At 70.3% G+C, this 23,769-nt stretch carries 24 protein-coding genes; 16 read left to right on the top strand and 8 right to left on the bottom strand.

Features of this window, described 5'->3' with window-relative positions:
* Positions 1–32: 32 nt before the first annotated feature.
* A complete protein-coding gene (locus tag ACSHV8_RS40670; protein ID WP_436524922.1) occupies positions 33–515 on the top strand; it encodes a SigE family RNA polymerase sigma factor in 483 nt (160 codons plus the stop codon).
* Between the two features lie 37 nt (positions 516–552).
* Entirely contained in the window at positions 553–1,596 is a 1,044-nt protein-coding gene (locus tag ACSHV8_RS40665) for an LCP family protein (RefSeq protein WP_436524920.1), read from the top strand.
* Positions 1,597–1,629: 33 nt separating this feature from the next.
* On the opposite strand, the gene ACSHV8_RS40660 is transcribed toward ACSHV8_RS40665, so the two are convergent.
* Positions 1,630–1,821 (bottom strand): hypothetical protein, encoded by a 192-nt coding sequence (locus ACSHV8_RS40660; RefSeq protein WP_436524918.1) that lies wholly within the window; start codon positions 1,819–1,821, stop codon positions 1,630–1,632.
* Positions 1,822–2,113: 292 nt separating this feature from the next.
* Here ACSHV8_RS40660 and fbaA point away from each other — a divergent pair, with 292 nt between their 5' ends.
* On the top strand, positions 2,114–3,139 hold the full coding sequence (gene fbaA, locus ACSHV8_RS40655; RefSeq protein ID WP_436524916.1) for a class II fructose-bisphosphate aldolase: 1,026 nt from the start codon (positions 2,114–2,116) through the stop codon (positions 3,137–3,139).
* Between the two features lie 136 nt (positions 3,140–3,275).
* Positions 3,276–3,791: a hypothetical protein gene (locus tag ACSHV8_RS40650; protein WP_436524914.1), complete on the top strand. Its 516-nt coding sequence runs from the start codon at positions 3,276–3,278 to the stop codon at positions 3,789–3,791.
* A 9-nt stretch (positions 3,792–3,800) separates the two neighbouring features.
* Here the strand turns inward: ACSHV8_RS40650 and ACSHV8_RS40645 are convergent, their stop codons facing one another.
* From ACSHV8_RS40645 to ACSHV8_RS40635, 3 genes are read right to left on the bottom strand one after another with little or no spacing between them, the layout of a single operon-like run.
* Positions 3,801–4,082 (bottom strand): hypothetical protein, encoded by a 282-nt coding sequence (locus tag ACSHV8_RS40645; RefSeq protein ID WP_436524912.1) that lies wholly within the window; start codon positions 4,080–4,082, stop codon positions 3,801–3,803.
* Positions 4,083–4,116: 34 nt separating this feature from the next.
* A complete protein-coding gene (locus ACSHV8_RS40640; protein ID WP_436524910.1) occupies positions 4,117–4,404 on the bottom strand; it encodes a hypothetical protein in 288 nt (95 codons plus the stop codon).
* A gap of 43 nt (positions 4,405–4,447) precedes the next feature.
* Entirely contained in the window at positions 4,448–5,635 is a 1,188-nt protein-coding gene (locus tag ACSHV8_RS40635) for an LOG family protein (protein ID WP_436524909.1), read from the bottom strand.
* 88 nt (positions 5,636–5,723) lie between these two features.
* Between ACSHV8_RS40635 and ACSHV8_RS40630 the strand changes: the two genes are divergently transcribed.
* Positions 5,724–6,737, top strand: a complete 1,014-nt coding sequence (locus tag ACSHV8_RS40630; protein ID WP_436524907.1) for an ADP-ribosylglycohydrolase family protein — start codon at positions 5,724–5,726, stop codon at positions 6,735–6,737.
* Positions 6,738–6,771: 34 nt separating this feature from the next.
* A complete protein-coding gene (locus ACSHV8_RS40625; protein WP_436524905.1) occupies positions 6,772–7,194 on the top strand; it encodes a DUF3151 domain-containing protein in 423 nt (140 codons plus the stop codon).
* Between the two features lie 183 nt (positions 7,195–7,377).
* Here the strand turns inward: ACSHV8_RS40625 and ACSHV8_RS40620 are convergent, their stop codons facing one another.
* Both ACSHV8_RS40620 and ACSHV8_RS40615 read right to left on the bottom strand, forming a co-directional pair.
* Complete coding sequence (locus ACSHV8_RS40620) at positions 7,378–8,319, bottom strand: diacylglycerol kinase family protein (protein ID WP_436524903.1); 942 nt, start codon at positions 8,317–8,319, stop codon at positions 7,378–7,380.
* Between the two features lie 2 nt (positions 8,320–8,321).
* The gene (locus ACSHV8_RS40615; protein ID WP_436524901.1) at positions 8,322–9,611 is read right to left on the bottom strand and encodes an adenylosuccinate synthase; all 1,290 of its coding nucleotides are present in this window, start codon (positions 9,609–9,611) and stop codon (positions 8,322–8,324) included.
* A gap of 80 nt (positions 9,612–9,691) precedes the next feature.
* Here ACSHV8_RS40615 and purD point away from each other — a divergent pair, with 80 nt between their 5' ends.
* Positions 9,692–10,933 carry a phosphoribosylamine--glycine ligase gene (purD, locus tag ACSHV8_RS40610; RefSeq protein WP_436524899.1) on the top strand — a complete coding sequence of 414 codons (1,242 nt, stop codon included), beginning with the start codon at positions 9,692–9,694 and terminating at the stop codon, positions 10,931–10,933.
* A gap of 200 nt (positions 10,934–11,133) precedes the next feature.
* Here purD and ACSHV8_RS40605 read toward each other — a convergent pair whose 3' ends face one another.
* Complete coding sequence (locus ACSHV8_RS40605) at positions 11,134–11,583, bottom strand: SCP2 sterol-binding domain-containing protein (RefSeq protein ID WP_436524897.1); 450 nt, start codon at positions 11,581–11,583, stop codon at positions 11,134–11,136.
* A gap of 131 nt (positions 11,584–11,714) precedes the next feature.
* Between ACSHV8_RS40605 and ACSHV8_RS40600 the strand changes: the two genes are divergently transcribed.
* From ACSHV8_RS40600 to purL, 6 genes are all read left to right on the top strand, one after another.
* On the top strand, positions 11,715–12,215 hold the full coding sequence (locus ACSHV8_RS40600) for an ArsR/SmtB family transcription factor (protein ID WP_436524895.1): 501 nt from the start codon (positions 11,715–11,717) through the stop codon (positions 12,213–12,215).
* Entirely contained in the window at positions 12,212–13,432 is a 1,221-nt protein-coding gene (locus tag ACSHV8_RS40595) for an MFS transporter (protein ID WP_436524893.1), read from the top strand. The genes ACSHV8_RS40600 and ACSHV8_RS40595 overlap by 4 nt, the downstream gene beginning before the upstream one ends.
* Positions 13,429–14,850: an adenylosuccinate lyase gene (gene purB, locus ACSHV8_RS40590; RefSeq protein ID WP_436524891.1), complete on the top strand. Its 1,422-nt coding sequence runs from the start codon at positions 13,429–13,431 to the stop codon at positions 14,848–14,850. The genes ACSHV8_RS40595 and purB overlap by 4 nt, the downstream gene beginning before the upstream one ends.
* A gap of 62 nt (positions 14,851–14,912) precedes the next feature.
* Positions 14,913–15,164: a phosphoribosylformylglycinamidine synthase subunit PurS gene (purS, locus tag ACSHV8_RS40585; protein WP_436524889.1), complete on the top strand. Its 252-nt coding sequence runs from the start codon at positions 14,913–14,915 to the stop codon at positions 15,162–15,164.
* Positions 15,161–15,868 carry a phosphoribosylformylglycinamidine synthase subunit PurQ gene (gene purQ, locus ACSHV8_RS40580; protein ID WP_436537140.1) on the top strand — a complete coding sequence of 236 codons (708 nt, stop codon included), beginning with the start codon at positions 15,161–15,163 and terminating at the stop codon, positions 15,866–15,868. The genes purS and purQ overlap by 4 nt, the downstream gene beginning before the upstream one ends.
* Positions 15,865–18,351 (top strand): phosphoribosylformylglycinamidine synthase subunit PurL, encoded by a 2,487-nt coding sequence (gene purL / locus ACSHV8_RS40575; protein ID WP_436524887.1) that lies wholly within the window; start codon positions 15,865–15,867, stop codon positions 18,349–18,351. Before purQ ends, purL begins: the two co-directional genes overlap by 4 nt.
* A gap of 113 nt (positions 18,352–18,464) precedes the next feature.
* On the opposite strand, the gene ACSHV8_RS40570 is transcribed toward purL, so the two are convergent.
* Positions 18,465–20,294, bottom strand: a complete 1,830-nt coding sequence (locus ACSHV8_RS40570) for a carboxypeptidase regulatory-like domain-containing protein (protein WP_436524885.1) — start codon at positions 20,292–20,294, stop codon at positions 18,465–18,467.
* Positions 20,295–20,447: 153 nt separating this feature from the next.
* Here ACSHV8_RS40570 and ACSHV8_RS40565 point away from each other — a divergent pair, with 153 nt between their 5' ends.
* From ACSHV8_RS40565 to purM, 3 genes are all read left to right on the top strand, one after another.
* Positions 20,448–20,810, top strand: coding sequence for a sterol carrier family protein (locus ACSHV8_RS40565; protein WP_436524883.1), 363 nt, complete (start codon positions 20,448–20,450; stop codon positions 20,808–20,810).
* A gap of 131 nt (positions 20,811–20,941) precedes the next feature.
* A complete protein-coding gene (purF, locus tag ACSHV8_RS40560; protein ID WP_436524881.1) occupies positions 20,942–22,522 on the top strand; it encodes an amidophosphoribosyltransferase in 1,581 nt (526 codons plus the stop codon).
* 46 nt (positions 22,523–22,568) lie between these two features.
* The gene (gene purM / locus ACSHV8_RS40555) at positions 22,569–23,717 is read left to right on the top strand and encodes a phosphoribosylformylglycinamidine cyclo-ligase (protein WP_436524879.1); all 1,149 of its coding nucleotides are present in this window, start codon (positions 22,569–22,571) and stop codon (positions 23,715–23,717) included.
* Positions 23,718–23,769 lie beyond the last annotated feature (52 nt).

The following is a 23,769-nucleotide window of genomic DNA, read 5'->3' as shown; positions in this document are numbered from 1 at the left end:
TGCCCGATCCCGTCGTAGGAGCGGAGGTGCCCGTGACCTACGAGGAATTCGCCGACAGCCGGCTCGGCGCGCTGCTGCGCTATGCCTGCATGCTGACCGGCGACCCGCATGCGGCTGAGGATCTGGTGCAGGAGACCATGCTCCGGGTCCAGCTGCACTGGTGGCGCGTGGCCCGCAGCGACGCCCCGGACAGCTACGTCCGCCGGATCCTGACCAATCAGTTCATCGAGTCGCGCCGCACCTCGTGGTGGCGTCGCGTGCTGCTGCGGGCCGACCCCGATCCGGTGGCCGCGTCGACCTCCGACCACGCCGCCGAGAACGCCGAGCGGGACCGGGTGTGGTCGTTGCTGGCCGGCCTGCCGCGCCGCCAGCGGGCCGCTCTCGTGCTGCGGTATTACGAGGACCTGCCCGACCAGGAGATAGCCGACATTCTCGGCTGCGCCGTGGGCACGGTCCGGTCAGCCATCTCGCGGGGCCTCGACGCCCTGCGGGCCGAGATGGTGGGCACCCGATGAGCCCGTTGGTCAGGATCGCCGTTCCGGAGGAGGCGCGATGAGCAAGGTCGAGGAAGAGCTGCGAGCCGCCTTCGAGCGGCAGGAGGCTTCGGTCCCGGATGCGGCCTCGGTGCGAGGCCGCATCGATTTTGCTTGGGTACGGGTGAGGCGCCGTCGCGCCCGTCGGCGTGCGCTCGGCGCGGCCGCCGCCGTGCTGCTCGCCGGGGCCGCGGTGCCGGTCGTGTCCACCTCCTGGTGGCACGGGGGACAACCGGTGGCGCAGGACAGTCTGATCGGCGGGCCCGCGTCGGTGGCGCCCCCGGCGGCCGCGTTGGCCGGCCCGGTCGACGTGCTGCTGATCGGCAGCGATCACCGGGTCGGCTCGGCGACCGAGCGGGCCGACACGATCATGCTGCTGCACGTGCCGGCCGACCGCGCTGCGGCATGGATGGTGAGCCTGCCGCGGGACGGCCTGGTCGACGTTCCCGGTCACGGGGAGCAGAAGCTGACCACGGCGCTGGCCCTGGGCGGTCCGAAGCTGATCGGCGCCACGGTGACGAAGCTGACCGGTGTCACCCTGGACGCCACGGTGACCGTGGATCTGGCCGCCCTGAGCGCGGTGGCCGACGAGGTGGACGGCGTGCGGATGTGCCTGGACCAGGCGATTCCCGCCCAGTCCGGCCGCAAGGCGCTGGCCGCCGGTTGCCAGCGGATCGACGGCGACGACGTGGCGCCGTTGCTGCAGGGGCAGCAGGGGCTGAAACGCTTCTCGCTGGACCGCGATCGGAACAATCAGCGGTTCCTGCGGGCGCTGGCGGCCAAGGTGATCTTCGACGGCTCGGGTGTGAGCCCGGCCACGGTCAACCGGCTGCTGGTCGCCGCCGGCGACGGTGTCCGGCTCGACGGCGACGCGGTCGGCCTGCTGCGGGTGATCGCCACCCTCGGGAGTCCGGATCTGATCGGCATCGGTGAGCCGGTCTTCAACAGCAGGAACGACGGCGAGATCGTCGACAGTCCGGCCTGGCTGGGCCTTTACCGGGCGATTCGGGACGATGACCTGGCGAGATGGTCGGCCGCCAATCCGACGTATGTCGACCGGTGACGGTCCGGGCCGGGACCGGCCCGGACCCGTCGGTCAGCGGTAGTCGTCGTCGAACTCGACGACCCGGTTCTGTTCCTCGGCGTCCCACTCGTTGGCGTCGGCGAGCGTCCGGGCCGTCGGCTCGTCGGCGTCGTCGTCCAGCCAGGAGGGAACCGCGCTCACCGCCTGCTCGGCGGCGTCCACCTCGGGTGTCTCCAGGTCGGCTTCGTCCATCAGGCGTGTCATCCTCGGCTCCCCTCTCGTGTCGCCGGTTCCTGTCCCATGGTGCGCGTTTGCCCGCTCGGATGCCGCGCAAACCGGCACCGCCCCGATGGCGAGCGGCGCCGGGGCCACGGAGAGCAATACGCAGCAGCGTCGATGTGTCGCAAAAGCACCGATTTCGCCAGGGAGGTTGCGACCGAGCCTGTGAATTTCGGGGCGATTTCCGCTACGCACCGCGACTGCGGAATACTGCCTGCTGGAGGACAGCGCGGTCCTGCCCTCTGCTGCCACGTTTGAAAGAGCAAGGAGCGCACCGATGCCTATCGCTTCTCCCGAGGTCTACGCCGAAATGATCGATCGCGCCAAGGCCGGCGCGTTCGCTTACCCGGCGATCAACGTGACGTCTTCGCAGACCCTCAACGCGGCCCTGCAGGGCTTCGCGGAGGCCGGCAGCGACGGCATCGTGCAGATCTCCACCGGCGGCGCGGAGTACGCGTCCGGCCCGACGATCAAGAACATGATCACCGGCGCCGTCGCGCTGGCGGAGTACGCGACCGAGGTCGCCAAGAACTACCCGATCAACATCGCGCTGCACACCGACCACTGCCCCAAGGACAAGCTGGACAAGTACGTTCGTCCGCTGATCGCGATCTCGCAGGAGCGCGTCAACAAGGGCCTGGCCCCGCTGTTCCAGTCGCACATGTGGGACGGCTCGGCCGTGCCGCTGGACGAGAACCTGCAGATCGCCGAGGAGCTGCTGGCCGCCGCGGCGGCCGCGAAGATCATCCTTGAGATCGAGGTCGGCGTCGTCGGTGGCGAGGAGGACGGCGTTTCCGCCGCGATCGACGACAAGCTGTACTCGACCGTCGAGGACGGCCTGGCCACCGCGGCCAAGCTGGGCCTGGGCGAGCGGGGTCGCTACCTGACCGCGCTGACCTTCGGCAACGTGCACGGCGTCTACAAGCCGGGCAACGTCAAGCTGCGCCCGGAGATCCTCAAGGAGATCCAGGAGGCGATCGGCGCCAAGTACGGCAAGGAGAAGCCGCTCGACCTGGTCTTCCACGGTGGTTCGGGCTCGCTGCTCTCCGAGATCCACGGCGCGTTGGACTACGGCGTGGTGAAGATGAACATCGACACCGACACGCAGTACGCGTTCTCCCGCCCGGTCGCCGACCACTTCTTCAAGAACTACGACGGCGTTCTGAAGATCGACGGCGAGGTCGGCAACAAGAAGGCGTACGACCCGCGCGCCTGGGGCAAGCTGGCCGAGAACGGTCTGGCCAAGCGCGTCGTCGAGGCCGCCGAGCACCTGCGCTCGACCGGCACCAGCCTCGGCAAGTAAATAGCGCGTCGAGTAACAGAACCACTCGCGAGAGTAAGCGGCCGGTCCTCGTACGCGGGGATCGGCCGTTCTCGTCTTGCGGGGTTACACAGCGGCATGGGTACGATCGTGCGGTCTTGATCAAGGGACGGTGATCGTGCTCGCTATTCAGGGCTGGAAACCCGAGTGGCATCACGATGCCGAGGCCCTGGCCGCCACCCATCGACACATGTTCGTGCGGCTCATCGGGCGTCGATTGCGATCAAGCTGGCTGCTCTGGGATGTCGCGCAGCGTGGCTGGTTCGCCGACGGTCCGGTCATCCTCGACTTCGGACTGAGTCGCCTGGAGATTACTCACCGTAAATTCGATGAGTGTGCGATCACCTGGGACCAGATCGACATGGCGGTCCCGATCGACATGTACGAGCACTTCGACTGGCGGGCCGATCCGCACGCTGCGCTGCGCAACGCCCGGGGCCGCCCGCTCCGCGCGGTCAACGTGATCGAGCGGACCACGTCGGCCGACTGGCGTCCCCGGGTGCTGCACGCGATCGAGTTCCTGTTCGACGGCGCCCGGCTCGCCGTCTACAACGCCATGGATGAGAACGGGCTCACCGACGTACCGGAAAAGGATCTCCCGGCGGCGCACTGGCGCCGGGTGCACGTCGCCTGAGGGGCGTGCTCAATCGCCGCCACCACCGCTGTCGCCGCCGCCGTCCGACGATCCGCCGTCGGAGTAGCCGCCGTCGTGACTTGAGCCGTGGTGACCGTCGGAGCCGTGGTGGTGGCCGTGCTGCGGGCTGTTGTCGCTCCAGGAGTGCGACGACGAGAGGCTGTCGGTGTGCGGCCCCGGCCCTCCGGAGTACCGACGCCCGGCCGGGCCGTGACTGCGCCGTGACCGGAACCCCTTGGCGAGCCCGACGACGGCGAAACCGGCGATGATCACGAAGAGCAGGATCTCCATGAGCGCAGTGTGCGTCTCGCCACCAAATCCGCTCTCAGTTCCCGCCACCGCCCCCGCCGTCGCCCCCACCACCGAACGAGCTCCCGCCGTCGCCACCCCACGAACCGCCACCGCTGTCGTGGTGGCCGAAACCGTGATGGCCGCCGTGATGGTGGTGGTAGCCGGAGTTGGCGTCCGGCGGGACATAGTTCGCGTCCGTCCCGAAATATCCGGCCGTGTGCCGCCCGCCGGCGGACGAGTGACGATTGCGCCGCACGACTGTCGCGGCCGAGATGAGCGACATGATCAGAATGCCCGCGAAGACCAGCAACAGGAGCGTCATGCTCGCAGTGTGCGCCCCGCTGCCAAGGCCCGGCGAGCTGGGACTATGCGGTCAGCGCCCGCATCGCCTCGTCGATCGAGTCAGTGACCACGATCAGGCCGGACTGGTCGCCGTGCGGTGAGCGGGCCAGCAGCGTGCTCAGCAGGTCCACCACCGGGAGCTTGGCCCAGTGGTCGGAGCCGAGGAAGACGAACGCCCCGGACGGCCCGTCGGTGCGGTAGAACGTCTTCGTCGCCGCCTGGAACACCTCCTGCACGGTGCCGGCCCAGCCGGGCGCGAAGACGATCCCGCCGCGGGACAGGCGCAGGATCGAGTCCTCCCGGACGGCGTTGGAGAAATACTTGCCGATCTGGCCGGCGAACAGGTTGGCCGGCTCGTGGCCGTAGAGCCAGGTCGGCAGGGCCAGCCCGCCGTACCGGAGCCGGTCGGCCAGGTCCACGGCCGGCAGCGGATAGGTCGCCCGGACGTTCAGCGCCGCCGCGGTGTACGGATCGTGGTCCAGGAAGTGCGGTGCCGCCGCCAGCATGTCGATCGCCGCGTCCAGCTCCCGCTCGCTGCGGAAGGCGAAGTAGGCCCCCAGGTTGGCCGCCTCCATCACGCCGGGGCCGCCACCGGTCACGATCAGCCGGTTGCCCTTGGCCAGCCGCCGGGTCAGCGTCGCGGCCATCCGGAACGCCTCCGACCCGCGGGGTTCGGCGTGCCCGCCCATGATCCCGACCGCGCCCGCGGTGCCGTGCGTCGTCGCCCACGCGGACAGCGCCTTGCCCAGCGCGTTGTCGATCCCGGCGTCGTGCAGCCGCTGGGCGATCGCCTCGCGCACGTCCGGCACCGCCCCGCCCCGCGCGACGAAGTGCTGGTAGACGACGGTGTCGTACATGCCGGCGAAGCCGCCCTCGGCGAACCCGGCGGACAGGTCCTCCGGGGTGTAGAGCAGCGCCGGATGCGTCGGGTACGGCAGCGTGCGGAACGGCGGGACCATGTGCGCGCCCCGCCGGATCAGGTCGATCTCCACCTCGGGCGAGACGATCCGGCACCCGACGAACAGGGTGTCGCGCACGTCGACGGAGGTGAGGTCGGGCGGGTTTCGGTCCAGTCGCAGACCGAGAACGATCAGTCCGGCCAGGCTGTTCTTGACGAGATGGGTGTCGAGCTCTTCACGAGACTCGATCTCGAACGCGGTCGCGTCGAACGGCAGGTCGCCGCCGAGCACCGGTTGCAGGGGATCGGGCATGGATACATGGTGCGCCGCTCGGGCGAGGGCCGAACGGACGCCCCGGCCGTTGATGCGCGATGAACGGCGGGGAACCTAGAGTTGCACCATGCGTGCTGCGTCGGGATCGATGTTCGGGTTGGCCTACGGCGATTCGCTGGGCAAGCCCACGGAGTTCATGGACTACCCGGCGATCGTCTCGCGATACGGCCCCGGCGGCCCGAGGCAGCTGGACGGTGAGCCGGCCCTGGTCACCGATGACACCCAGATGGCCCTCGCGGTCGGCGAGGCGCTGCGCGAGGTGCGGAACCCGGCTCCGGAGTCGCTCGAACCGGTGCTCCGGCGGCGCTTCCTGGCCTGGGCCTACAGCCCGGAGAACGACCGCGCGCCGGGCATGACGTGTTTGCGGTCGATCGGCGCGCTGGCCGAGGGCGGGCCGTGGGTCGAGGCGACCCAGCACGACTCCAAGGGTTGTGGGGCGAACATGCGGGTCACCCCGGTCGGGCTCGTGCCCGGCCTGACCGACGACCAGCGGGCGGGCGTGGCCCAGTTCCAGGCCGCGCTGACTCACGGGCATCCGACCGGGCTCGCGGCCAGTGAGCTCACGGCGTACGCGGTCCATTGGCTTCGCGGCGGCCTGGCGCCGGCGGATCTGCTCGCCGCCCTCCGCGACCGATGCGAGGAGCAGCGCAAGATCTATCGCGGCGACTGGCTGGGCGAACTCTGGCAGCGGCACGTCGGCGAGCTCTGGCGCCGGCCGGTGGTCGACTCTCCGGAGACGTTCATCGCCAAGGGCTGGGACGAGTGCGCGGCCGCGCTGGACAAGGTCACCGCCGGGCTCGCGGCCGGACAGTTCGAGGGCGACCCGTGCCTGGTCGCCGGGGCCGGCTGGATCGCCGAGGAAGCGCTGGCCACCGCCCTCTACTGCTACCTGATCTCGCCGGACGAGCCGGTCACGGTCCTCGGCCGGGCCGCGGCCTCCTCCGGCGACTCGGACTCGATCGCCTGCCTGGCCGGTGCGTTCGCGGGCGCCGCGCTCGGCCTGGGCGCGTGGCCGGCGGGCTGGCAGACCCAGATCGAGTACGCCGATCGCCTGCTCAAGCTCGGAACCGCGTGGGACTGAAACAAACGTCGGGGGCACCGGGTTGAATGAGGTCATGCAGAACCTCCTTCCCGAACCGCCGGCCACTCGCCTCCCGGCGGATGCCGAAGCCGACCAGGCCCTGGCCGCCGCCGCGGCCACCGGCACCGACGAGGCGTTCAAGGCGGTCGCGGCCAAGTTCCCGGCCTACAGTGCGGCCTGGGCGCCGCTGGCCGCGGGTGCTCTCGCCGCCGGCGAGCCGGTGACCGCTTACGCCTATGCCCGCACGGGCTATCACCGTGGCCTGGACGCGCTGCGTCGCAACGGGTGGAAGGGCCACGGCCCGGTGCCCTGGGCGCACGAGGCGAACCAGGGCTTCCTCCGCTGCCTGCACGCGTTGTCGCAGGCCGCCGCCACGATCGGTGAGGCCGACGAGGCGGCCCGGTGCGCCCAGTTCCTGCGCGACAGCGACCCGGCCGCGGCCGACGCCCTCTCCTGAGACCGCGGAAGAGCGCGCCCTGAAAAGGACGCCCTCTCCTGAGACCGCGGAAGAGCGCGCCCTGAAAAGGACGCCCTCTCCTGAGACCGCGGAAGAGCGCGCCCTGAAAAGGACGCCCTCTCCTGAGACCGCAGAAGAGCGCGCCCTGAGTAGGACGCGCTCTTCTGAACGGCCGAACCGGGGTCAGGCGTAGACCGCCCAGGCCCCGGCCTCGGTCCACCAGGACTTCTTCCGGCTGGTCGACCCGGCCACCCCGTCGTCGAGGAACTGCAGCTCCCCTTCGCGCGGCAGCACGGAGACGGCTCGCCCGCTCGCCCGGCGCACCTCGACCCGTACGCGAGTGCCTTTGAATCGCTGTTTGACGACGACCGGAACCGCGACAGCGACCTCGACCCGGCCGTCGGCCGGGTTTCCCTCGGCCAGCAGACGGATCCCGTCGAACTCGGCGTAACCGCCACCGTTGCCGATGACGCAGGCCAGGATCGGTTCCTCGCCCTCGCTGAGCACGGCGTCGTCGACCTCGACCCGGCCCCGCCACGGCACCGCGGCCCCGTTGTCGTCGGCGCCTCCGAGCAGCGCGCCGTCCAGCGTCACCGACCCGCCGTCGTTGCGCAGCAGGTCCAGCCGCCGGACGTCCCCGGCCAGGACCGCCTTGGCCACCTGGGCCGGATCGCGGGGCAGGCCGAGCTGCGCGGCCAGATCCACCGAGTTGCCCGAGTCGAGCGGCAGGATGGCCAGCGGCGGCAGGTCGGGCACGGTCCGCCCGGTGGCCAGGTCGTCCGGGCGCTTGCTGGGTGCGGGTGCATACCGCCGGACCAGTCGGCGCACGATCGCGCGCAGCTGGCCGTCGGTGGCGACGGCCACCACCAGTCGGACGTCACCGTCGGCGGCCGGCCAGGTCAGGCCGTCGGCCCGGGCCGGCCCGTCGAAGCGGGCCAGCGCGGCGTCGATCTCCTGGTCCGATCCGGCCAGCACGGTGTCGACCTCGGCGCCGGCCTCGCGGAGTGCGTCCGCGCAGGCCAGAACCGGGGTCCGCGGGGTGGCGCAGGCGGCGTTGCAGCCGCCGCAACCGGACCCGCACGAGTCGCCCGACCCCTCGGCCAGGCTGAGGATGACGACGTCCACGACTACTCGCTCAGCACCGAGTGGCGCTCGATGACCGCTTCGCGGCCGGGGCCGACGCCGACGATCGAGACGCGCGCGCCGATGCGGGCCTCGACGAACTCGACGAAGTTCTGCGCTTCCGGCGGCAGGTCCTCGAACTTGCGGCAGCCGGAGATGTCGGACTTCCAGCCGGGCATCGTCTCGAAGATCGGCTTGGCGTGATGAAAATCGGTCTGGTTGATCGGCATCTCGTCGTGCCGGACGCCGTTCACGTCGTAGGCCACGCAGACCGGGATCTCGTCCAGGCCGTCGTAGTTGTCCAGTTTGGTCAGAGCGAAGTCGGTGACCCCGTTGATCCGCTGCGCGTAGCGGCCGATCACCAGGTCGAGCCAGCCGATGCGGCGCGGACGGCCGGTGGTGGTCCCGTACTCGTGGCCGACCTCGCGCAGGTAGTCGCCCCACTTGTCGTGCAGCTCGGTCGGGAACGGGCCCTCGCCGACCCGGCTGGTGAACGCCTTGAGCACGGCGACAACCCGGTCGATGCGGGTCGGCGGGATGCCGGAGCCGGTGCAGGCGCCCCCGGCCGTGGCGTTCGAGCTGGTCACGAACGGGTACGTCCCGTGGTCGACGTCGAGCAGGGTGGCCTGGCCGGCCTCGCAGAGCACGACCTTGCCGTGGTCGATGGCCTGGGACAGCTCCAGGGCGGTGTCGGCCACGTACGGCCGCAGGCGGTCGACGTACGACAGCAGCTCCTGCACCACTTCCTCGACCTTGACCGCGCTGCGGTTGTAGATCTTGGACAGCACCTGGTTCTTGAACGCCAGTGCGGCGGTCACCTTCTGCCGCAGGATCGACTCGTCGAAGAGGTCCTGCACGCGGATGCCGACCCGGTTCATCTTGTCGGCGTAGGTCGGGCCGATGCCGCGGCCGGTGGTGCCGATCCGCCGGGCGCCCAGGAAGCGCTCCGAAACCTTGTCCAGCGAGCGGTTGTACGACGCGATGACGTGCGCGTTCGCGCTGATCCGGAGGCGGGACGTGTCGATGCCGCGGGCCTCCAGGCCGTCGATCTCCTGGAACAGCACGTTCAGGTCGACGACGACGCCGTTGCCGATCACCGGGATGACGTTGGGGGAGAGGATCCCGCTCGGGAGCAGGTGGAGTGCGTACTTCTCGCCGTCGATGACGACGGTGTGGCCCGCATTGTTGCCACCGTTGAACTTGACCACGTAGTCGAGCCGGTCGCCCAGCAGATCCGTGGCCTTGCCCTTGCCCTCGTCGCCCCACTGGGCGCCGATCAACACGATCACCGGCACTGGAATGATGCCTTTCCCCAGAGTCGTACCTGGAGGAGCCCGGGTACTGCCGAAGTTTACGCGACGTAAGATGGGCCGTCGTGCGCGTACTTCTGATCGGCTCCGGTGGGCGCGAGCACGCGCTCGCCGTCGGCCTGACCGCCGACCCCTCCGTCGACTTCCTCGCCGCCGCTCCCGGGAATCCCGGCATCGCCCAGGTGGCGGAGCTGCACCCGGTGACCGCCACCGATCCGGCGGCGGTCGCCGCGCTGGCCCGGGAGCTGAGCGCCGACCTGGTCGTGATCGGCCCGGAGGCACCGCTGGTGGCCGGGGTGGCCGACGCGGTCCGCGCCGCCGGCATCGCCTGCTTCGGCCCGTCCGCGGCCGCGGCCCAGCTGGAGGGCTCGAAGGCGTTCGCCAACGAGATCATGGACGCGGCCGGTGTGCCGACCGCCCGGTCGTTCGCCTGCACCACGATCGACGAGGTGAAGGCCGCGCTGAACGAGTTCGGCGCTCCCTATGTCGTGAAGAACGACGGGCTGGCGGCCGGCAAGGGCGTCGTCGTCACCGACGACCTGGACACGGCGATCAAGCACGCCGAGGAGTGCGGCAAGGTCGTCATCGAGGAGTTCCTGCCCGGCCCCGAGGTCTCACTCTTCGTGATCACCGACGGCACGGCGGTCGCCCCGCTGATGCCCGCTCAGGACTTCAAGCGGCTGCTCGACGACGACGAGGGCCCGAACACCGGGGGCATGGGCGCCTACGCCCCGCTCGACTGGACGCCGGACGATCTCACCGAGCGTGTGCTCCGGGAGACCGTCGAGCCGACCCTGGCCGAGATGCGCCGGCGCGGCACCCCGTTCGCCGGCCTGCTCTACGTCGGCCTCGCCCTCACCCCCGACGGTCCCAAGGTCATCGAGTTCAACGCGCGCTTCGGCGACCCGGAGACCCAGGTCGTGCTCGCGCTGCTGGCCACGCCGCTGGGCGGGCTGCTCAACGCCGCCGCGACCGGCACGCTGGCGTCCCACCCGCCGCTCACGTGGCACGAGGGTTCGGCCATCACGGTGGTCGTGGCCAGTCACAACTACCCAGGCACGCCGCGGACCGGCGACGTGATCACCGGGGCCGAGGTGCCCGGGGTCATCCACGCCGGCACCGCGCGCAACGCCGCCGGCGAGCTGACCTCGGCCGGCGGGCGCGTCCTCAGCGTCACGGCGACCGGCGCCGACCTCGCCTCGGCCCGCGAGGCCGCCTACGCCCTGGTCGACGGGGTCTCGCTGGCCGACGCGCAGTTCCGCACGGACATCGCGCTGCGCGCGCTCAAGAACGAGATCAAAATCTAAAAGCCGCTTTGCGTACGGCGTGACACCGTGCCCGTCCGGGCCCAACCGCCCCTGAGCGCCTCGCGGCCGGGCCCGGCACCGGGCGGTGGCTGCGACGGATGCGTGGGGGCGGGGCGGTCACGTCCGTACTGAAAAAGGGTGTGTGGCCGGGTCGCGGAAAGCGCGACCGGACCGCACACCCTTCGCCGAGCGGCGCTGGATCAGGCCTTCGGGATGTCGAAGAGCTTGGCGATGTTGGCCGCCAGGGCCAGGTCGCCCTTGGCCTTGATCTTGCCGGTCATGAACAGCATCATCGGGTTCCCGTCGCCGGCGACGACCTTGAGGAACGTGACCGCGTCCATGGTCATCGCCAGCTTGGGCTCGCGGACCGGCTCGGTGGTGACGGTGCAGGCACCGTTCTCGATCACGGTCTCGTAGGTGTTGGAGACGCTGTTCGGGCCGGTGATGATCCAGTGGATGACGGCCTGGGCGTCGCCCGCCTTCTCGGCGCGGAACAGCGTGGGCATCCGGTTGAAGACCTCGTCGAGGATCTTCGTCCGCGAGTCCGACGCCATCACTTCGGTGATCTTGGAGTCCGGAGTGGACTTGACGAGCTGAGCGAACTCCTTCGGGCCGATCGAGGAGAGCGACTCGGGGTTGAATTCAGTCATCAGTGGACCTTTCGGAATGTTCGTCGAACCTACTCGCCAGTAACCTTAGCGAGAATGCCGCCTTTTCGTGCAGTCTGCCACTCTCCAACAACTGTTGGACGGTGGGCCCGGCGAGCCATAGACTCCCCAACATGTCTTTGGGGGATGCTTCGCTGCGGGCCCTGGCCCACCCGGTCCGGCTGCGCATCCTGTCGCTGCTCACGGGGTCCGAGCTGACCGCGGCCGACGTCGCCCGGGAGCTCGGCATCACCCACGCGAACGCCAGCTATCACCTGCGCAACCTGCTGACCAGCGGGTTGATCGTGACGGCGGGCGAGGAGAAGATCCGCGGCGGTCTGGCCAAGCGCTACCGGTATGACCAGAAGAGTTCACTCAGCCGAGGTCAGGCCGAGCACTTCTACCCGGCCGCGGCCGAGGAACTCCTCCGGCGGGCCCGGCGACGCCGGCCGGGCGGTGCCGCCGGTGTGCTGGGCGACGCCGAACTCTGGGTCGACCCGGCGGTCTGGCAGGAGGTCCGGGACCGGATCGCCGCCGCGGTCCACGACCTGCACGCCGCAGCCCGCCCACCCGGCACCCCGGGCACGATCCGGACCAGCACGACGGTGGCCCTGTTCGAGATGGAACCCGAATGACCCGAGCGTTCCGGCTGCTGCTGATCGGGCGGGCGGTGGACTCGTTCGGCAACGCGTTCGCCCCGATCGCGCTCGCCTTCGCGGTCCTCGACCTGACCGGCCGGGCCGGCGACCTCGGCCTGGTCGTCGGCGTCCGCACCGTGCTGAACGTGTCGTTCCTGCTCTTCGGAGGCGTGCTGGCCGACCGCCTGCCGAAGAACCTGCTGATGGTCGGGTCGAACCTGGTCGCCGCCCTGACCCAGGGCGCGATCGCCGCGCTGGTGCTGACCCACCACGCGACGATTCCGCTGCTCATCGGCCTTTCCGCGGTCAACGGCGCCACCGCGGCGATGGCCATGCCGGCCAGCTCGGCGCTGCTGCCGCGCACGGTCGACGCGGACTATCGGCAGCGCGCGATCGCGATCAGCCGGCTCACCTTCAGCGGAGCCACCATCATCGGCGCGCCGCTGGCCGGAGTGGTGGTCGCCGCGGTCGGGCCGGGCTGGGGCATCGCCGTCGACGCCACCACGTTCCTGCTCTCGGCCGGGTTCTTCGCGCTGATCCGGCTGCCGTTCGTGGCCCCGCCCCAGCGGGCGGGCGTGGTGCACGAGCTGCGCGCCGGATGGTCGGAATTCCGCTCGCACACCTGGCTCTGGGTCGTCGTGGTCTGTGCCTGCGTGACCAATCTGGCCTGGTCCGGGGCCACCCATGTGCTGGCTCCGGCACTGGCCGACGTCACCATCGGGCGCCGGGCCTGGGGTCTGGTCCTCGCGGCCCAGACCGCCGGCATGATCGCCGGGGGACTCCTGGCGATGCGGTTGCGGTTAAAACGATTTCTTCGGTACGGCGTGATCACCCTCCTGGCCATGGTCGGCCCGCTGATCGTTTTCGGTCTGTCGCCGCACCTCGTCCCGCTGGCCGGGGCCGCCTTCCTGGCCGGTGTCGGGCTGGAGCAGTTCAGCGTCGCCTGGGAGAGCTCGATGCAGGAGCACATCCCGGCCGACCGGCTGGCCCGCGTCTACTCGTACGACATGGTCGGCTCGTTTGTCGCCGTCCCGCTGGGCGAGATGACGGTCGGTCCGATCGCCGACCACGTCGGTCTGCGGCCCGCGCTGCTGGGCTGCGCCGGTGTCCTGCTGCTCGGCATCCTCGGGATGTTGCTCAGCTCGGACGTCCGCACCCTGCGTCACCGGCTGCCGGGGGTGGAACCGGGGCACGTGGAAGAATCGGTGCCGTGACCATCCCGAACGTGCTTGCCACCCGTTACGCCTCCGCTGAACTCGTCACTCTCTGGTCGCCGGAGGAGAAGATCAGGATGGAGCGCCGGCTCTGGCTGGCGGTCCTGAAGGCCCAGCGTGACCTCGGTGTCTCGGTTCCCGAGGGCGCCGTCGAGGCGTACGAGTCGGTGCTCGACCAGGTCGACCTGACGTCCATCGCGGCCCGCGAGCGGGTCACCCGGCACGACGTGAAGGCGCGCATCGAGGAGTTCTCGGAGCTGGCCGGCTTCGAGCAGATCCACAAGGGAATGACCTCGCGCGACCTCACCGAGAACGTCGAGCAGCTGCAGATCCGGGCCTCGCTCGAACTGATCCGGGACCGCGTCGTGGCCACCCTGGCCCGGCTCACCGCGCTCGCCGTCGAGCACTCCGACCTGGTGATGACCGGCCGTTCGCACAACGTCGCGGCGCAGGCGACCACGCTGGGGAAGCGGTTCGCCTCGGCGACCGAGGAACTTCTCATTGCGTACGAGCGTCTGGACGACCTGATCGGGCGGTACCCGTTGCGCGGCATCAAGGGCCCGGTCGGCACCGCCGCCGACCAGCTCGACCTGCTCGACGGTGACTTCGAGAAGCTGGCCGCCCTGGAGTCGAAGGTCGCCGAGCACCTCGGCTTCGCCCGGGTGCTGAACAGCGTCGGCCAGGTCTACCCCCGCTCGATCGACTTCGACGTGGTCTCGGCCCTGGCCCAGATCGTCGCCGGCCCGTCCTCGCTGGCCACCACGATCCGCCTGATGGTCGGCCAGGAGCTGGTCACCGAGGGCTTCAAGCCGGGCCAGGTCGGCTCGTCGGCGATGCCGCACAAGATGAACACGCGCTCGTCCGAGCGGGTCAACGGTCTGGCCGTGATCGTCCGGGGTTACCTGTCGATGGTCGGCGAGCTGGCCGGCGACCAGTGGAACGAGGGCGACGTCTCCTGCTCGGTGGTCCGCCGGGTCGCCCTGCCGGACGCGTTCTTCGCCACCGACGGCCTGTTCCAGACGTTCCTCACCGTGCTCGACGAGTTCGGGGCCTACCCGGCCGTGATCGCCCGTGAGCTGGACCGGTTCCTGCCGTTCCTCACCACCACCAAGCTGCTCGTGGCCGCCGTCCGCAAGGGGGTCGGCCGGGAGGTCGCGCACGAGGTGATCAAGGAGCACGCGGTGGCCGTGGCCCTGGCCATGCGCGAGAAGGGCGTGGCCGTCAACGATCTGTTCGACCGGCTCGCCGACGACGGGCGGCTCCAGCTGACCCGGGCCGAGATCGACACCCTGGTCGCCGACCGGGCCGCCTTCGTGGGCGCCGCGCCGGCCCAGGTGCGCGCCGTCGCGGACCGTGTCGCCGGGATCGTCGAGCGTCACCCCTCGGCCGCCGGATACACCCCCGCACCCATCCTTTGAACTGCCCGAACAGTTGACCAGGTAGGCTCCTTCGTGCTTACACCTATCAGTCAGGAGTGCCCGTGGCTCGCGTCGTGGTCGACGTCATGCTCAAGCCGGAGATCCTGGATCCGCAGGGTCAGGCAGTAGCGAATGCGCTGCCTCGGCTCGGCGTCACCGATGTCTCGTCTGTTCGCATCGGTCGTCGGATCGAGATCGAATTCGATGGCGAACCCGACCTGGATCGGGCTCGTGAGATCGCCGACAAGCTGCTCGCCAACCCGGTGATCGAGGACTACTCGGTCCGGGTCGACAGCGCGGCCGAGGTCGCCTGACCATGCGGATCGGTGTGGTCACCTTCCCCGGTTCACTCGACGACGGGGACGCCGCCCGCGCCGCCCGGATCGCCGGCGCCGAGGCCGTCCGCCTCTGGCACGGGGATCCGGATCTGCACGGGGTCGACGCCGTGGTCCTGCCCGGCGGCTTCTCGTACGGCGACTATCTGCGCTGCGGCGCCATCGCGCGATTCGCTCCGGTCATGGAGTCGATCATCGACGCGGCCCGTGGCGGCCTGCCCGTGCTGGGCATCTGCAACGGTTTCCAGGTTCTCTGCGAGGCACATCTGCTGCCCGGCGCGCTGACCCGGAACCAGCACCTGCACTTCCGTAACCGGGACCAGTGGCTCAAGGTCGAGGCGACGAACACCGCCTGGACCAACGGCTTCACCCCCGGCCAGGAGATCCTCATCCCGGTGAAGAACGGCGAGGGTTGCTTCGTCGCCGACCCGGCCACTCTCGACAAGCTCGAGGGCGAGGGCCGGGTCATCGCGCGCTACATCAACGGGAACCCGAACGGTTCCCAGCGCGACATCGCCGGCATCACCAACGAGGCCGGCAACGTCGTCGGCATCATGCCGCACCCGGAACACGCCGTGGAGGCGCTGACCGGCCCGTCGCTCGACGGCCTCGGCTTCTTCACCTCCGTCCTGCGGGCCCTGGCCGGGTCGTCCGCGGGCGGCTCGCAAGGGGGACAGCAGTGACGACGCAGCAGAACCTGTCGGAGACGGCCTTCGCTGCGACCGACGTCCTGGCCGACAACTACGCGGACGGGCCGGACACCGTCGAGAAGGCGGAGAAGTCCTCGGACGACCTCCAGCCGTTCGCGGACCTCGGCCTCAAGGACGACGAGTACGCGAAGATCAAGGACATCCTCGGCCGGCGGCCGACCGCGTCCGAGCTCGCGATGTACTCGATCATGTGGAGTGAGCACTGCTCGTACAAGTCGAGCAAGGTGCACCTGCGCGAGTTCGTCGCCAAGGTTCCGAAGAACACCCGCATGCTCGCCGGCATCGGTGAGAACGCGGGCGTCGTCCAGGTCTCCGACGACCTGGCGGTGACCTTCAAGGTCGAGTCGCACAACCACCCGAGCTACGTGGAGCCCTACCAGGGCGCGGCCACCGGCGTCGGCGGCATCGTGCGGGATATCCTGGCGATGGGCGCCCGCCCGATCGCGGTGATGGACCCGCTGCGCTTCGGCGCGGCCGACCACCCGGACACCGCCCGCGTGCTGCCCGGCGTGGTCGCCGGCATCGGGGGCTACGGCAACTGCCTGGGCCTGCCCAACATCGGTGGCGAGATCGTCTTCGACCCGACGTACCAGGGCAACCCGCTGGTCAACGCGCTGAGTATCGGCGTCATGCCGGTCGAGCGGCTGCAGAAGAAGGAAGCCACCGGCACCGGCAACATCGTCGTGCTGATGGGCGCGCGGACCGGCCGGGACGGCATCGGCGGCGTCTCCGTGCTGGCGTCGGCCACCTTCGACGAGGAGGCCGAGCAGCGCCGCCCGTCGGTGCAGGTCGGCGACCCGTTCATGGAGAAGCTGCTGATCGAGAGCTGCCTGGAGCTGTACGACGCCGGTCTGGTCTCCGGCATCCAGGACCTCGGCGGCGCCGGCCTCACCTGCGCGCTCACCGAGACCGCCGCGGCGGCCGGCACCGGCATGCGGGTCTGGCTGGAGCGGGTCCCGCTGCGCGAGGCCTCGATGTCGCCAACCGAGATCCTGGCCAGCGAGTCACAGGAGCGCATGCTCCTGATCGTCACGCCGGAAAACCTGGACGCGGTCCTCAAGGTCGCCGAGAAGTGGGGCGTCTGGGCCACCGCGATCGGCGAGGTCACCCCGGCCGGCGAGGACGGCACCCCGGGCCGCCTGCTGATCACCTGGAACGACCATGTCGTGGTCGACGTGCCGCCCGGCTCGCTGGCCGACGACGGGCCGGTCTACGAGCGGCCGCTGCGCGAGCCGTCCGACCTGATCCTGCTGCAGGCCGACCGGGCCGAGACGCTGCCGCGTCCGTCGACCGGCGACGAGCTGCGGGAGACGGTGCTGCGGATGGCCGCCTCGCCGAACCTGTGCGACAAGACCTGGGTCACTGAGCAGTACGACCGGTACGTGCTCGGCAACACCGTGCTGGCCCAGCCCGAGGACTCCGGCGTGCTGCGCCTCGACGAGGAGACGAACCTCGGCGTGGCGCTGTCGGTGGACGGCAACGGGCGGTTCGCGCGCCTCGATCCGTACGAGGGGGCCAAGCTCGCGCTGGCCGAGGCGTACCGGAACGTCGCCGTCACCGGCGCCGCGCCGATCGCGGTCTCCGACTGCCTGAACTTCGGCTCGCCCGAGGACCCGGCCGTCATGTGGCAGTTCGCCCAGGCCGTGCGCGGTCTGGCCGACGGCTGCCAGCAGCTCGGCATCCCGGTGACCGGCGGCAACGTCAGCTTCTACAACCAGACCGGTGCCGCCGCGATCCACCCGACCCCGGTGATCGGGGTGCTGGGCCTGTTCGACGACGTCACCCTGCGCACCCCGATGGGTTTCCCGAAGCCCGCCAAGGCCGAGGGTGACCTGCTCTTCCTGCTCGGCGAGACCCGGGCCGAGCTGTCCGGCTCGGAGTGGGCCTGGGTGACCCACAGCCACCTCGGTGGCCGTCCGCCCAAGGTCGACCTCGCCGCCGAGCAGGCGCTCGGCCGGCTGATGGCCCGGGCGTCGCAGACCGGCCTGGTCGGTGCGGCGCACGACCTCTCCGACGGTGGCCTGGCCCAGGTCCTGGTGGAGAGCTGCCTGCGGCACGAGGTCGGCGCCAAGGTGACCTTCCCGGCCGACGGCGAGACCGCTTTCGTCCAGCTCTTCAGCGAGTCGGCGGGCCGGGCCCTGGTGGCCGTCCCGCGGGGACACGAGAAGGCGTTCGTCGCGTTGGCGGCCGAGTTCGGCGTCCCGTGCGCCCAGATCGGTGTCACCTCGGCCGAGGCGACGCTGGAGGTCACCGACCAGTTCTCGATCCCGCTGGACGAGCTGCGGGCCACCTGGTCGGCGACCCTGCCGAAGCTGTTCGGCGGGCCGTCCTTCGCGGGCGTGCCCACCGAGCTGCCGGTGGCCGAGGAGCCGGTGGCCGAGGCTCCGGCCGAGGTTCGGTCGGTGACGCTGGAACTGACCGAGTCCAAGGCGCAGGAGCCGGGCGGCTCGATCTAGATCGACCGGAAAGAAGCCGGCCCGTGGAACGGGCCGGCTTCTTCTTTGTCCGTCTTCTTTGCCCGTCAAAAAAGGCCCCGCGCGATGCGCGGGGCCTTTTTCGTCAGGTCAGATCACTCGTCCCACTCACGGTTGCGGCGGTTCGGGTCGTGCTGCTGCCCGTACGCCCCGCCGTGCTGGTCGTAGCCGCCCTGCTGGTTGCCGTAGCCGCCCGGCTGGGCGCCCTGGGCTCCCTGAGGAGCGCCGTAGGCCCCGCCGTGCTGGTCGTAACCACCCGGCTGAGGCTGGGCGCCGTAGCCGCCCTGCGGCTGGTCGTACCCGCCCGGCTGAGCACCGTAGCCACCCTGGTCGTAACCGGTGGGCTGGCCGCCGTAGGCCGCGCCGTGCTGGTCGTAACCACCCGGCTGGGGCTGAGCGCCGTAGGCGCCCGGCTGCTGGTCGTACCCGCCCTGAGCGCCGTAGCCACCCTGGTCGTAACCGCCATACCCGGCCTGCTCGTCATACCCGCCGTTGTTCGGCTGGTACATGTTGGTGTGCTCGTCGTAGCGCTGCTGGCCCGGCTGACCCTGACCCTGGTCGTAGCCGCCCGCCTGGGCGCCGTAACCGTTGTCCTGCGCGCCGTAGACGCTCGTCGCGCCACCGTAGTTGCCACCACCGGCGGGCTGCTGGTTGTCCCACTGGTCGTTGCCGCCGGTGCCGATGAAGCCACCGGCCGGGGGCATCGGAGCGCCGTAAGGGTCGGGGAACTCGTCCTCGACCGGCGGGCGGTGGATCATCGTGGGCGCGTCGCCCAGGCCACCGGCCATGCCGCCGCCCATGCCACCCATCCCGGCGCCCGCGACCATCGTCGCGTCGTTGCGTCCGGCACCGACCGGTGCGGCCACTCGGGTGGCGTCGGCACCGCCGAAGCGGGCCGGGCCGGCCGGAGTGCCGGTCGGGCCGCCACCGCCGAAGCCGGGGCCGCCGGTCGAGTCGTCGTCGTTCTTGGCCGCGTTCTTACGACGCATCCAGACCAGGACCATCGCGCCGACACCGGCGGCGACGAGCAGACCACCCATCACGATCAGCAGCCAGGAGCTGCCGCCGTCCTCCGACGTGTTCGTCGTGGTGGCCGCCTGCGTGTTGGCCGGGTTGGTGGTCGCGTCGTCGGTGGCCTCGTCGGTGGCCTCGTCGGTCGCCTCGGAGCTGGCCGCGGCACTGGCCGACGCGCTCGCCGAGGCGGACGCACTCGCCGTGGCCAGGGCCTTCAGCGTGATCGTGGCGGTGGCGCTCTTCCCGGCGGTGGCGGTGACCGTGGCCGCGGCGCTCTTGTAGCCGGCCAGCTTGGCGCCGACCGTCACCTTTCCGGGCGAGATCAGGGCCGTGTCGGTCGCGCGGAAGACGAAGCTGCCGTCGCCACCGGAGGTCACCGTGTACGAGTGGCCGCCGCTGTCCTCCATGCCGACGGTCGCGCCGGAGAGGCCGGTGCCGTCCCCGTCCTTGACCTTGCCGGAGATCTGCACCGCGCTCACCGGAGCGGCCGCGCCGTTGACCGTGATGGTCTTGGAGTCGGCCTGGTTGCCGTTGATCGTCAGCGTGACCGTGGCCTGCTGCTTCTGGCCGGTCCCGACCTGCGGCATCCGGATCTGCGCCGAGAAGTCGCCGCCGTCGTCGGTGCCGGGCTGAATCGTGTTCGTGTTGCACTGCACACAGACCGCGCCGCCGCCGGCGCTGACCTTGACAGTGATCGGCTGCCCCGGCGGGGTGTCGGTGAGGGTCGCGGGGTTACTAGCCGTGTAGGAAACAGTTACAGTAGCCCCGGGGTCGGCTTGGCCTGGCACGTCATTGAATTTGGCGGACGGGTCGGCCGCCAGGGCAACCGTCTGAACGCCGGCCACCAGGCCGACGACCAGCGCCAGGAACGCACCGGCCTGGGCAGCCCGGCCACGTAGGTGCGTTGTCACATCCACCGCCTTCCGTGTCGCGCTGTCTGCGGTTACTTCCCCGACAGATCTCTCGCGACTTGTACGCCGTCGGCAACTATGCCTTGTCGCACGCCTTTTGCGCGACCCAGGGCGGTGTGCCGTTGTCGGCAAACCGCGTCGTATCGTCCCGACATGTCGTCTGCGCACAATAAATCCGAGTCGGTGGCCGAGGCCTTGGGCGCGCTGGACCGGGGAGACGAACCTGACCGGACAGTGCTGCGTGACGCGGTCCGAGCACTGCTGACCGAGTTGTCCGGCCGAGCGCCTGGCCGTTCGGTGGAGGTGCGAATTCCACCTTTCGGTGCGATTCAGTGCGTCCCCGGTCCACGGCATACACGTGGCACACCGCCCAATGTGGTCGAAACGGATCCGATGACGTGGCTGCTCGTGGCCACCGGCCGCCTGGAGTGGGCCGAAGCGGTCCGGGACGGCCGGGTCCGGGCCAGCGGAATCCGCACCGATCTGAGCGAGTACCTGCCGTTGACCCCGGAATGAGCCCGGGCCGGTCACCTCGGGGCTCGCGTACACTGGGCGATCGGAGCGAGCGGAGTTCGGGCAGACCAGCGATTCGGGTTGGTCAGCGCTTCGAGCAGTTCGTGGCGGATCCGACATGAGGGAGCAAGCAGGTGCCCCGAGGCGACGGCCTATTGACCGACGATCTCGACCCCCAGGAGCGCGGCCCCCAGGATGCCTGTGGTGTGTTCGGCGTCTGGGCCCCCGAGGAAGAGGTCGCCAAACTCACGTACTTCGGGCTCTACGCACTCCAGCACCGGGGCCAGGAGGCTGCCGGCATCGCGGTGAGCGACGGGTCCGGCGTCGTGGTCTACAAGGACATCGGCCTGGTCTCCCAGGTCTTCGACGAGCCGACCCTGGCGAGCCTGCGCGGCCATCTCGCGATCGGTCACGCGCGCTACTCGACCACCGGCGGCTCCAACTGGGAGAACGCGCAGCCCACGATCCGGGCCACCACGGCCGGCACGACGATCGCGCTCGCCCACAACGGCAACCTGGTGAACACCGCCGAGCTGGCCAAGGAGGTCGCCGACCGCGGCCTTGAGGTGGGCGACGCCACATCAGACACGATGCTGGTCACCACTCTGCTGGCCGGCCGTCCCGACCTCTCGGTCGAGGCCGCCGCCATGGAGGTGCTGCCGACCCTGCGGGGCGCGTTCAGCTTCGTCTTCATGGACGAGCACACGCTTTACGCCGCCCGGGACGCCCAGGGCGTGCGCCCGCTGGTCCTGGGCCGGATGGAGCGCGGCTGGGTGGTCGCCAGCGAGACCGCCGCGCTGGACATCACCGGCGCCAGCTTCGTCCGTGAGGTCGAGCCCGGCGAGATCATCGCCATCGACGAGCACGGCCTGCGCTCCTCGCGGTTCGCCGCCCCCGAGCCCAAGGGCTGCCTGTTCGAGTATGTGTATCTGGCCCGCCCGGACACCACGATCGCCGGCCGCAACATCTACGCGGCGCGCGTCGAGGTCGGCCGCAAGCTGGCCCACGAGCACCCGGTCGAGGCCGACCTGGTGATCGGCGTCCCGGAGTCCGGCATCCCGGCCGCGATCGGGTACGCGGAGGCCTCCGGCATTCCGTACAGCGCCGGCTTCATGAAGAACGCGTATGTCGGCCGCACCTTCATCCAGCCCTCGCAGACCATTCGCCAGCTCGGCATCCGGCTGAAGCTGAACCCGCTGCGCGAGGTGGTCCGGGGCAAGCGGATCGTCGTGGTCGACGATTCGATCGTGCGCGGCAACACGCAGCGCGCCCAGATCCGGATGCTCCGCGAGGCCGGCGCCCTGGAGATCCACGTCCGGATCTCGTCGCCGCCGGTGAAGTGGCCGTGCTTCTACGGCATCGACTTCGCCACCCGGGCCGAGCTGATCGCCAACGGTCTGGAGATCGACGGCATCCGCCGCTCGATCGGCGCCGACAGCCTGGGTTACGTCTCGCTGGACAACCTGATCCAGGCCACCGAGCAGCCGAAGTCGCGACTCTGCATGGCCTGCTTCGACGGGGAGTACCCGATCGAGCTGCCGGCCGCCGACCTGATCGGCAAACACGTGCTGGAGGGCGTCGGCCGCCGCGCGGCGGAGAATGCCGTCGCCGGCCTGGAGGCCGACTACGAGGCCCGCGAGCACGCGGACGATCACGCGGCACCGGCGCCGCTGGTCGCCAGTCCGGGCGGCGCCAACGCGCTGCACCACCCGTGACCTGTTGACTCTGCTAGTTCCTGCAGAACCGCTAAAGGGGAGAACCGTGACGCACGTGTCCGAGCGCAGTGCCGGATCGAACGGCGCTGAGGGCGGCGACCGACAGCCGTGGACGGCGGGCGCCGGCCGCGGGCCGCGCAAGCGCTCCGCGACGTATGCGGCGGCGGGCGTCTCGATCGATGCCGGTGACCGGGCCGTCGAGCTGCTCAAGTCCAAGGTGAAGAAGACCACCCGGCCCGAGGTCATGGGTGACCTGGGTGGCTTTTCCGGCCTGTTCCGGCTGAACACCGCGAAGTACAAGAGCCCGATCCTGGCCTCGTCCACCGACGGCGTCGGCACCAAGCTGGTCATCGCCCAGCAGCTCGACATCCACGACACGATCGGCATCGACCTGGTCGCCATGGTCGTCGACGACCTGGTCGCCTGCGGTGCCGAGCCGCTGTTCCTGCTCGACTACATCGCCTGCGGCGAGGTCGTCCCGGACAAGATCGCCGAGATCGGTGCCGGTATCGCGGACGGCTGCCGGTACGCCGGTTGTGCTCTGCTCGGTGGCGAGACCGCCGAGCACCCGGGCGTGCTGCGCCCGGATGAGTACGACGTGTCGGCCACCGGCGTCGGCGTCGTCGAGGAGAGCGAGATCCTCGGCAAGGAGCGGGTCGAGCTGGGTGACGCGGTGATCGCGATGCGCTCGTCCGGCCTGCACTCGAACGGGTATTCGCTGGTCCGCCACGTGCTGCTGGGCGCCGGCCGGATGCGCCTGGACACCGTGGTCGACGACTTCGGCACCTCGCGCACCCTGGGTGAGGAGCTGCTCACCCCCACCAAGATCTACGCCAAGGACTGCCTGGGCCTGATCGAGGAGACCGACGTACGTGCGTTCTCGCACGTCACCGGCGGTGGCATCCCCGGCAACCTGAACCGGGTGCTCCCGCCGACCATGGACGCCGTGGTGGACCGGTCCACCTGGCGCCCGCAGCCGATCTTCGACCTGATCCAGGCCAAGGGCCGGATCGAGGACTCGGAGATGGAGTCCACCTTCAACATGGGTGTCGGCATGTTCGCGGTCGTCTCCTCGGACGACGCCGACCGCGCGATGGCCTACCTGGCCGGTCGCGGTGTCGAGGCGTGGCAGGTCGGCGAGGTGCTGGAGGGCACGGGCCAGGTTCAGATGATGGGTTCGTACACCCGAGGCTGACGCAGCGTGACGCCGACTGTGATCTTGTTATGAGACTCACGGTTGGCGGATC

This window comes from Actinoplanes sp. HUAS TT8, from assembly GCF_051380535.1.
Classification (GTDB): Bacteria; Actinomycetota; Actinomycetes; order Mycobacteriales; family Micromonosporaceae; genus Actinoplanes.
The sequence above is the reverse complement of the archived record's forward strand: the minus strand, read 5'-3'. Positions and strand labels throughout refer to the sequence as shown.

Bases quoted from the DNA above. Each gene is read 5' to 3' on its own strand.
- ACSHV8_RS40665 (WP_436524920.1), top strand. From the start codon at position 553: ATGAGCAAGGTCGAGGAAGAGCTGCGAGCCGCCTTCGAGCGGCAGGAG.
- ACSHV8_RS40625 (WP_436524905.1), top strand. From the start codon at position 6,772: ATGCAGAACCTCCTTCCCGAACCGCCGGCCACTCGCCTCCCGGCGGAT.
- ACSHV8_RS40595 (WP_436524893.1), top strand. From the start codon at position 12,212: ATGACCCGAGCGTTCCGGCTGCTGCTGATCGGGCGGGCGGTGGACTCG.
- ACSHV8_RS40630 (WP_436524907.1), top strand. From the start codon at position 5,724: ATGCGTGCTGCGTCGGGATCGATGTTCGGGTTGGCCTACGGCGATTCG.
- ACSHV8_RS40600 (WP_436524895.1), top strand. From the start codon at position 11,715: ATGTCTTTGGGGGATGCTTCGCTGCGGGCCCTGGCCCACCCGGTCCGG.
- ACSHV8_RS40565 (WP_436524883.1), top strand. From the start codon at position 20,448: ATGTCGTCTGCGCACAATAAATCCGAGTCGGTGGCCGAGGCCTTGGGC.
- ACSHV8_RS40645 (WP_436524912.1), bottom strand. From the start codon at position 4,082: ATGGAGATCCTGCTCTTCGTGATCATCGCCGGTTTCGCCGTCGTCGGG.
- ACSHV8_RS40640 (WP_436524910.1), bottom strand. From the start codon at position 4,404: ATGACGCTCCTGTTGCTGGTCTTCGCGGGCATTCTGATCATGTCGCTC.
- ACSHV8_RS40605 (WP_436524897.1), bottom strand. From the start codon at position 11,583: ATGACTGAATTCAACCCCGAGTCGCTCTCCTCGATCGGCCCGAAGGAG.
- ACSHV8_RS40635 (WP_436524909.1), bottom strand. From the start codon at position 5,635: ATGCCCGATCCCCTGCAACCGGTGCTCGGCGGCGACCTGCCGTTCGAC.
- fbaA (WP_436524916.1), top strand. From the start codon at position 2,114: ATGCCTATCGCTTCTCCCGAGGTCTACGCCGAAATGATCGATCGCGCC.
- ACSHV8_RS40660 (WP_436524918.1), bottom strand. From the start codon at position 1,821: ATGACACGCCTGATGGACGAAGCCGACCTGGAGACACCCGAGGTGGAC.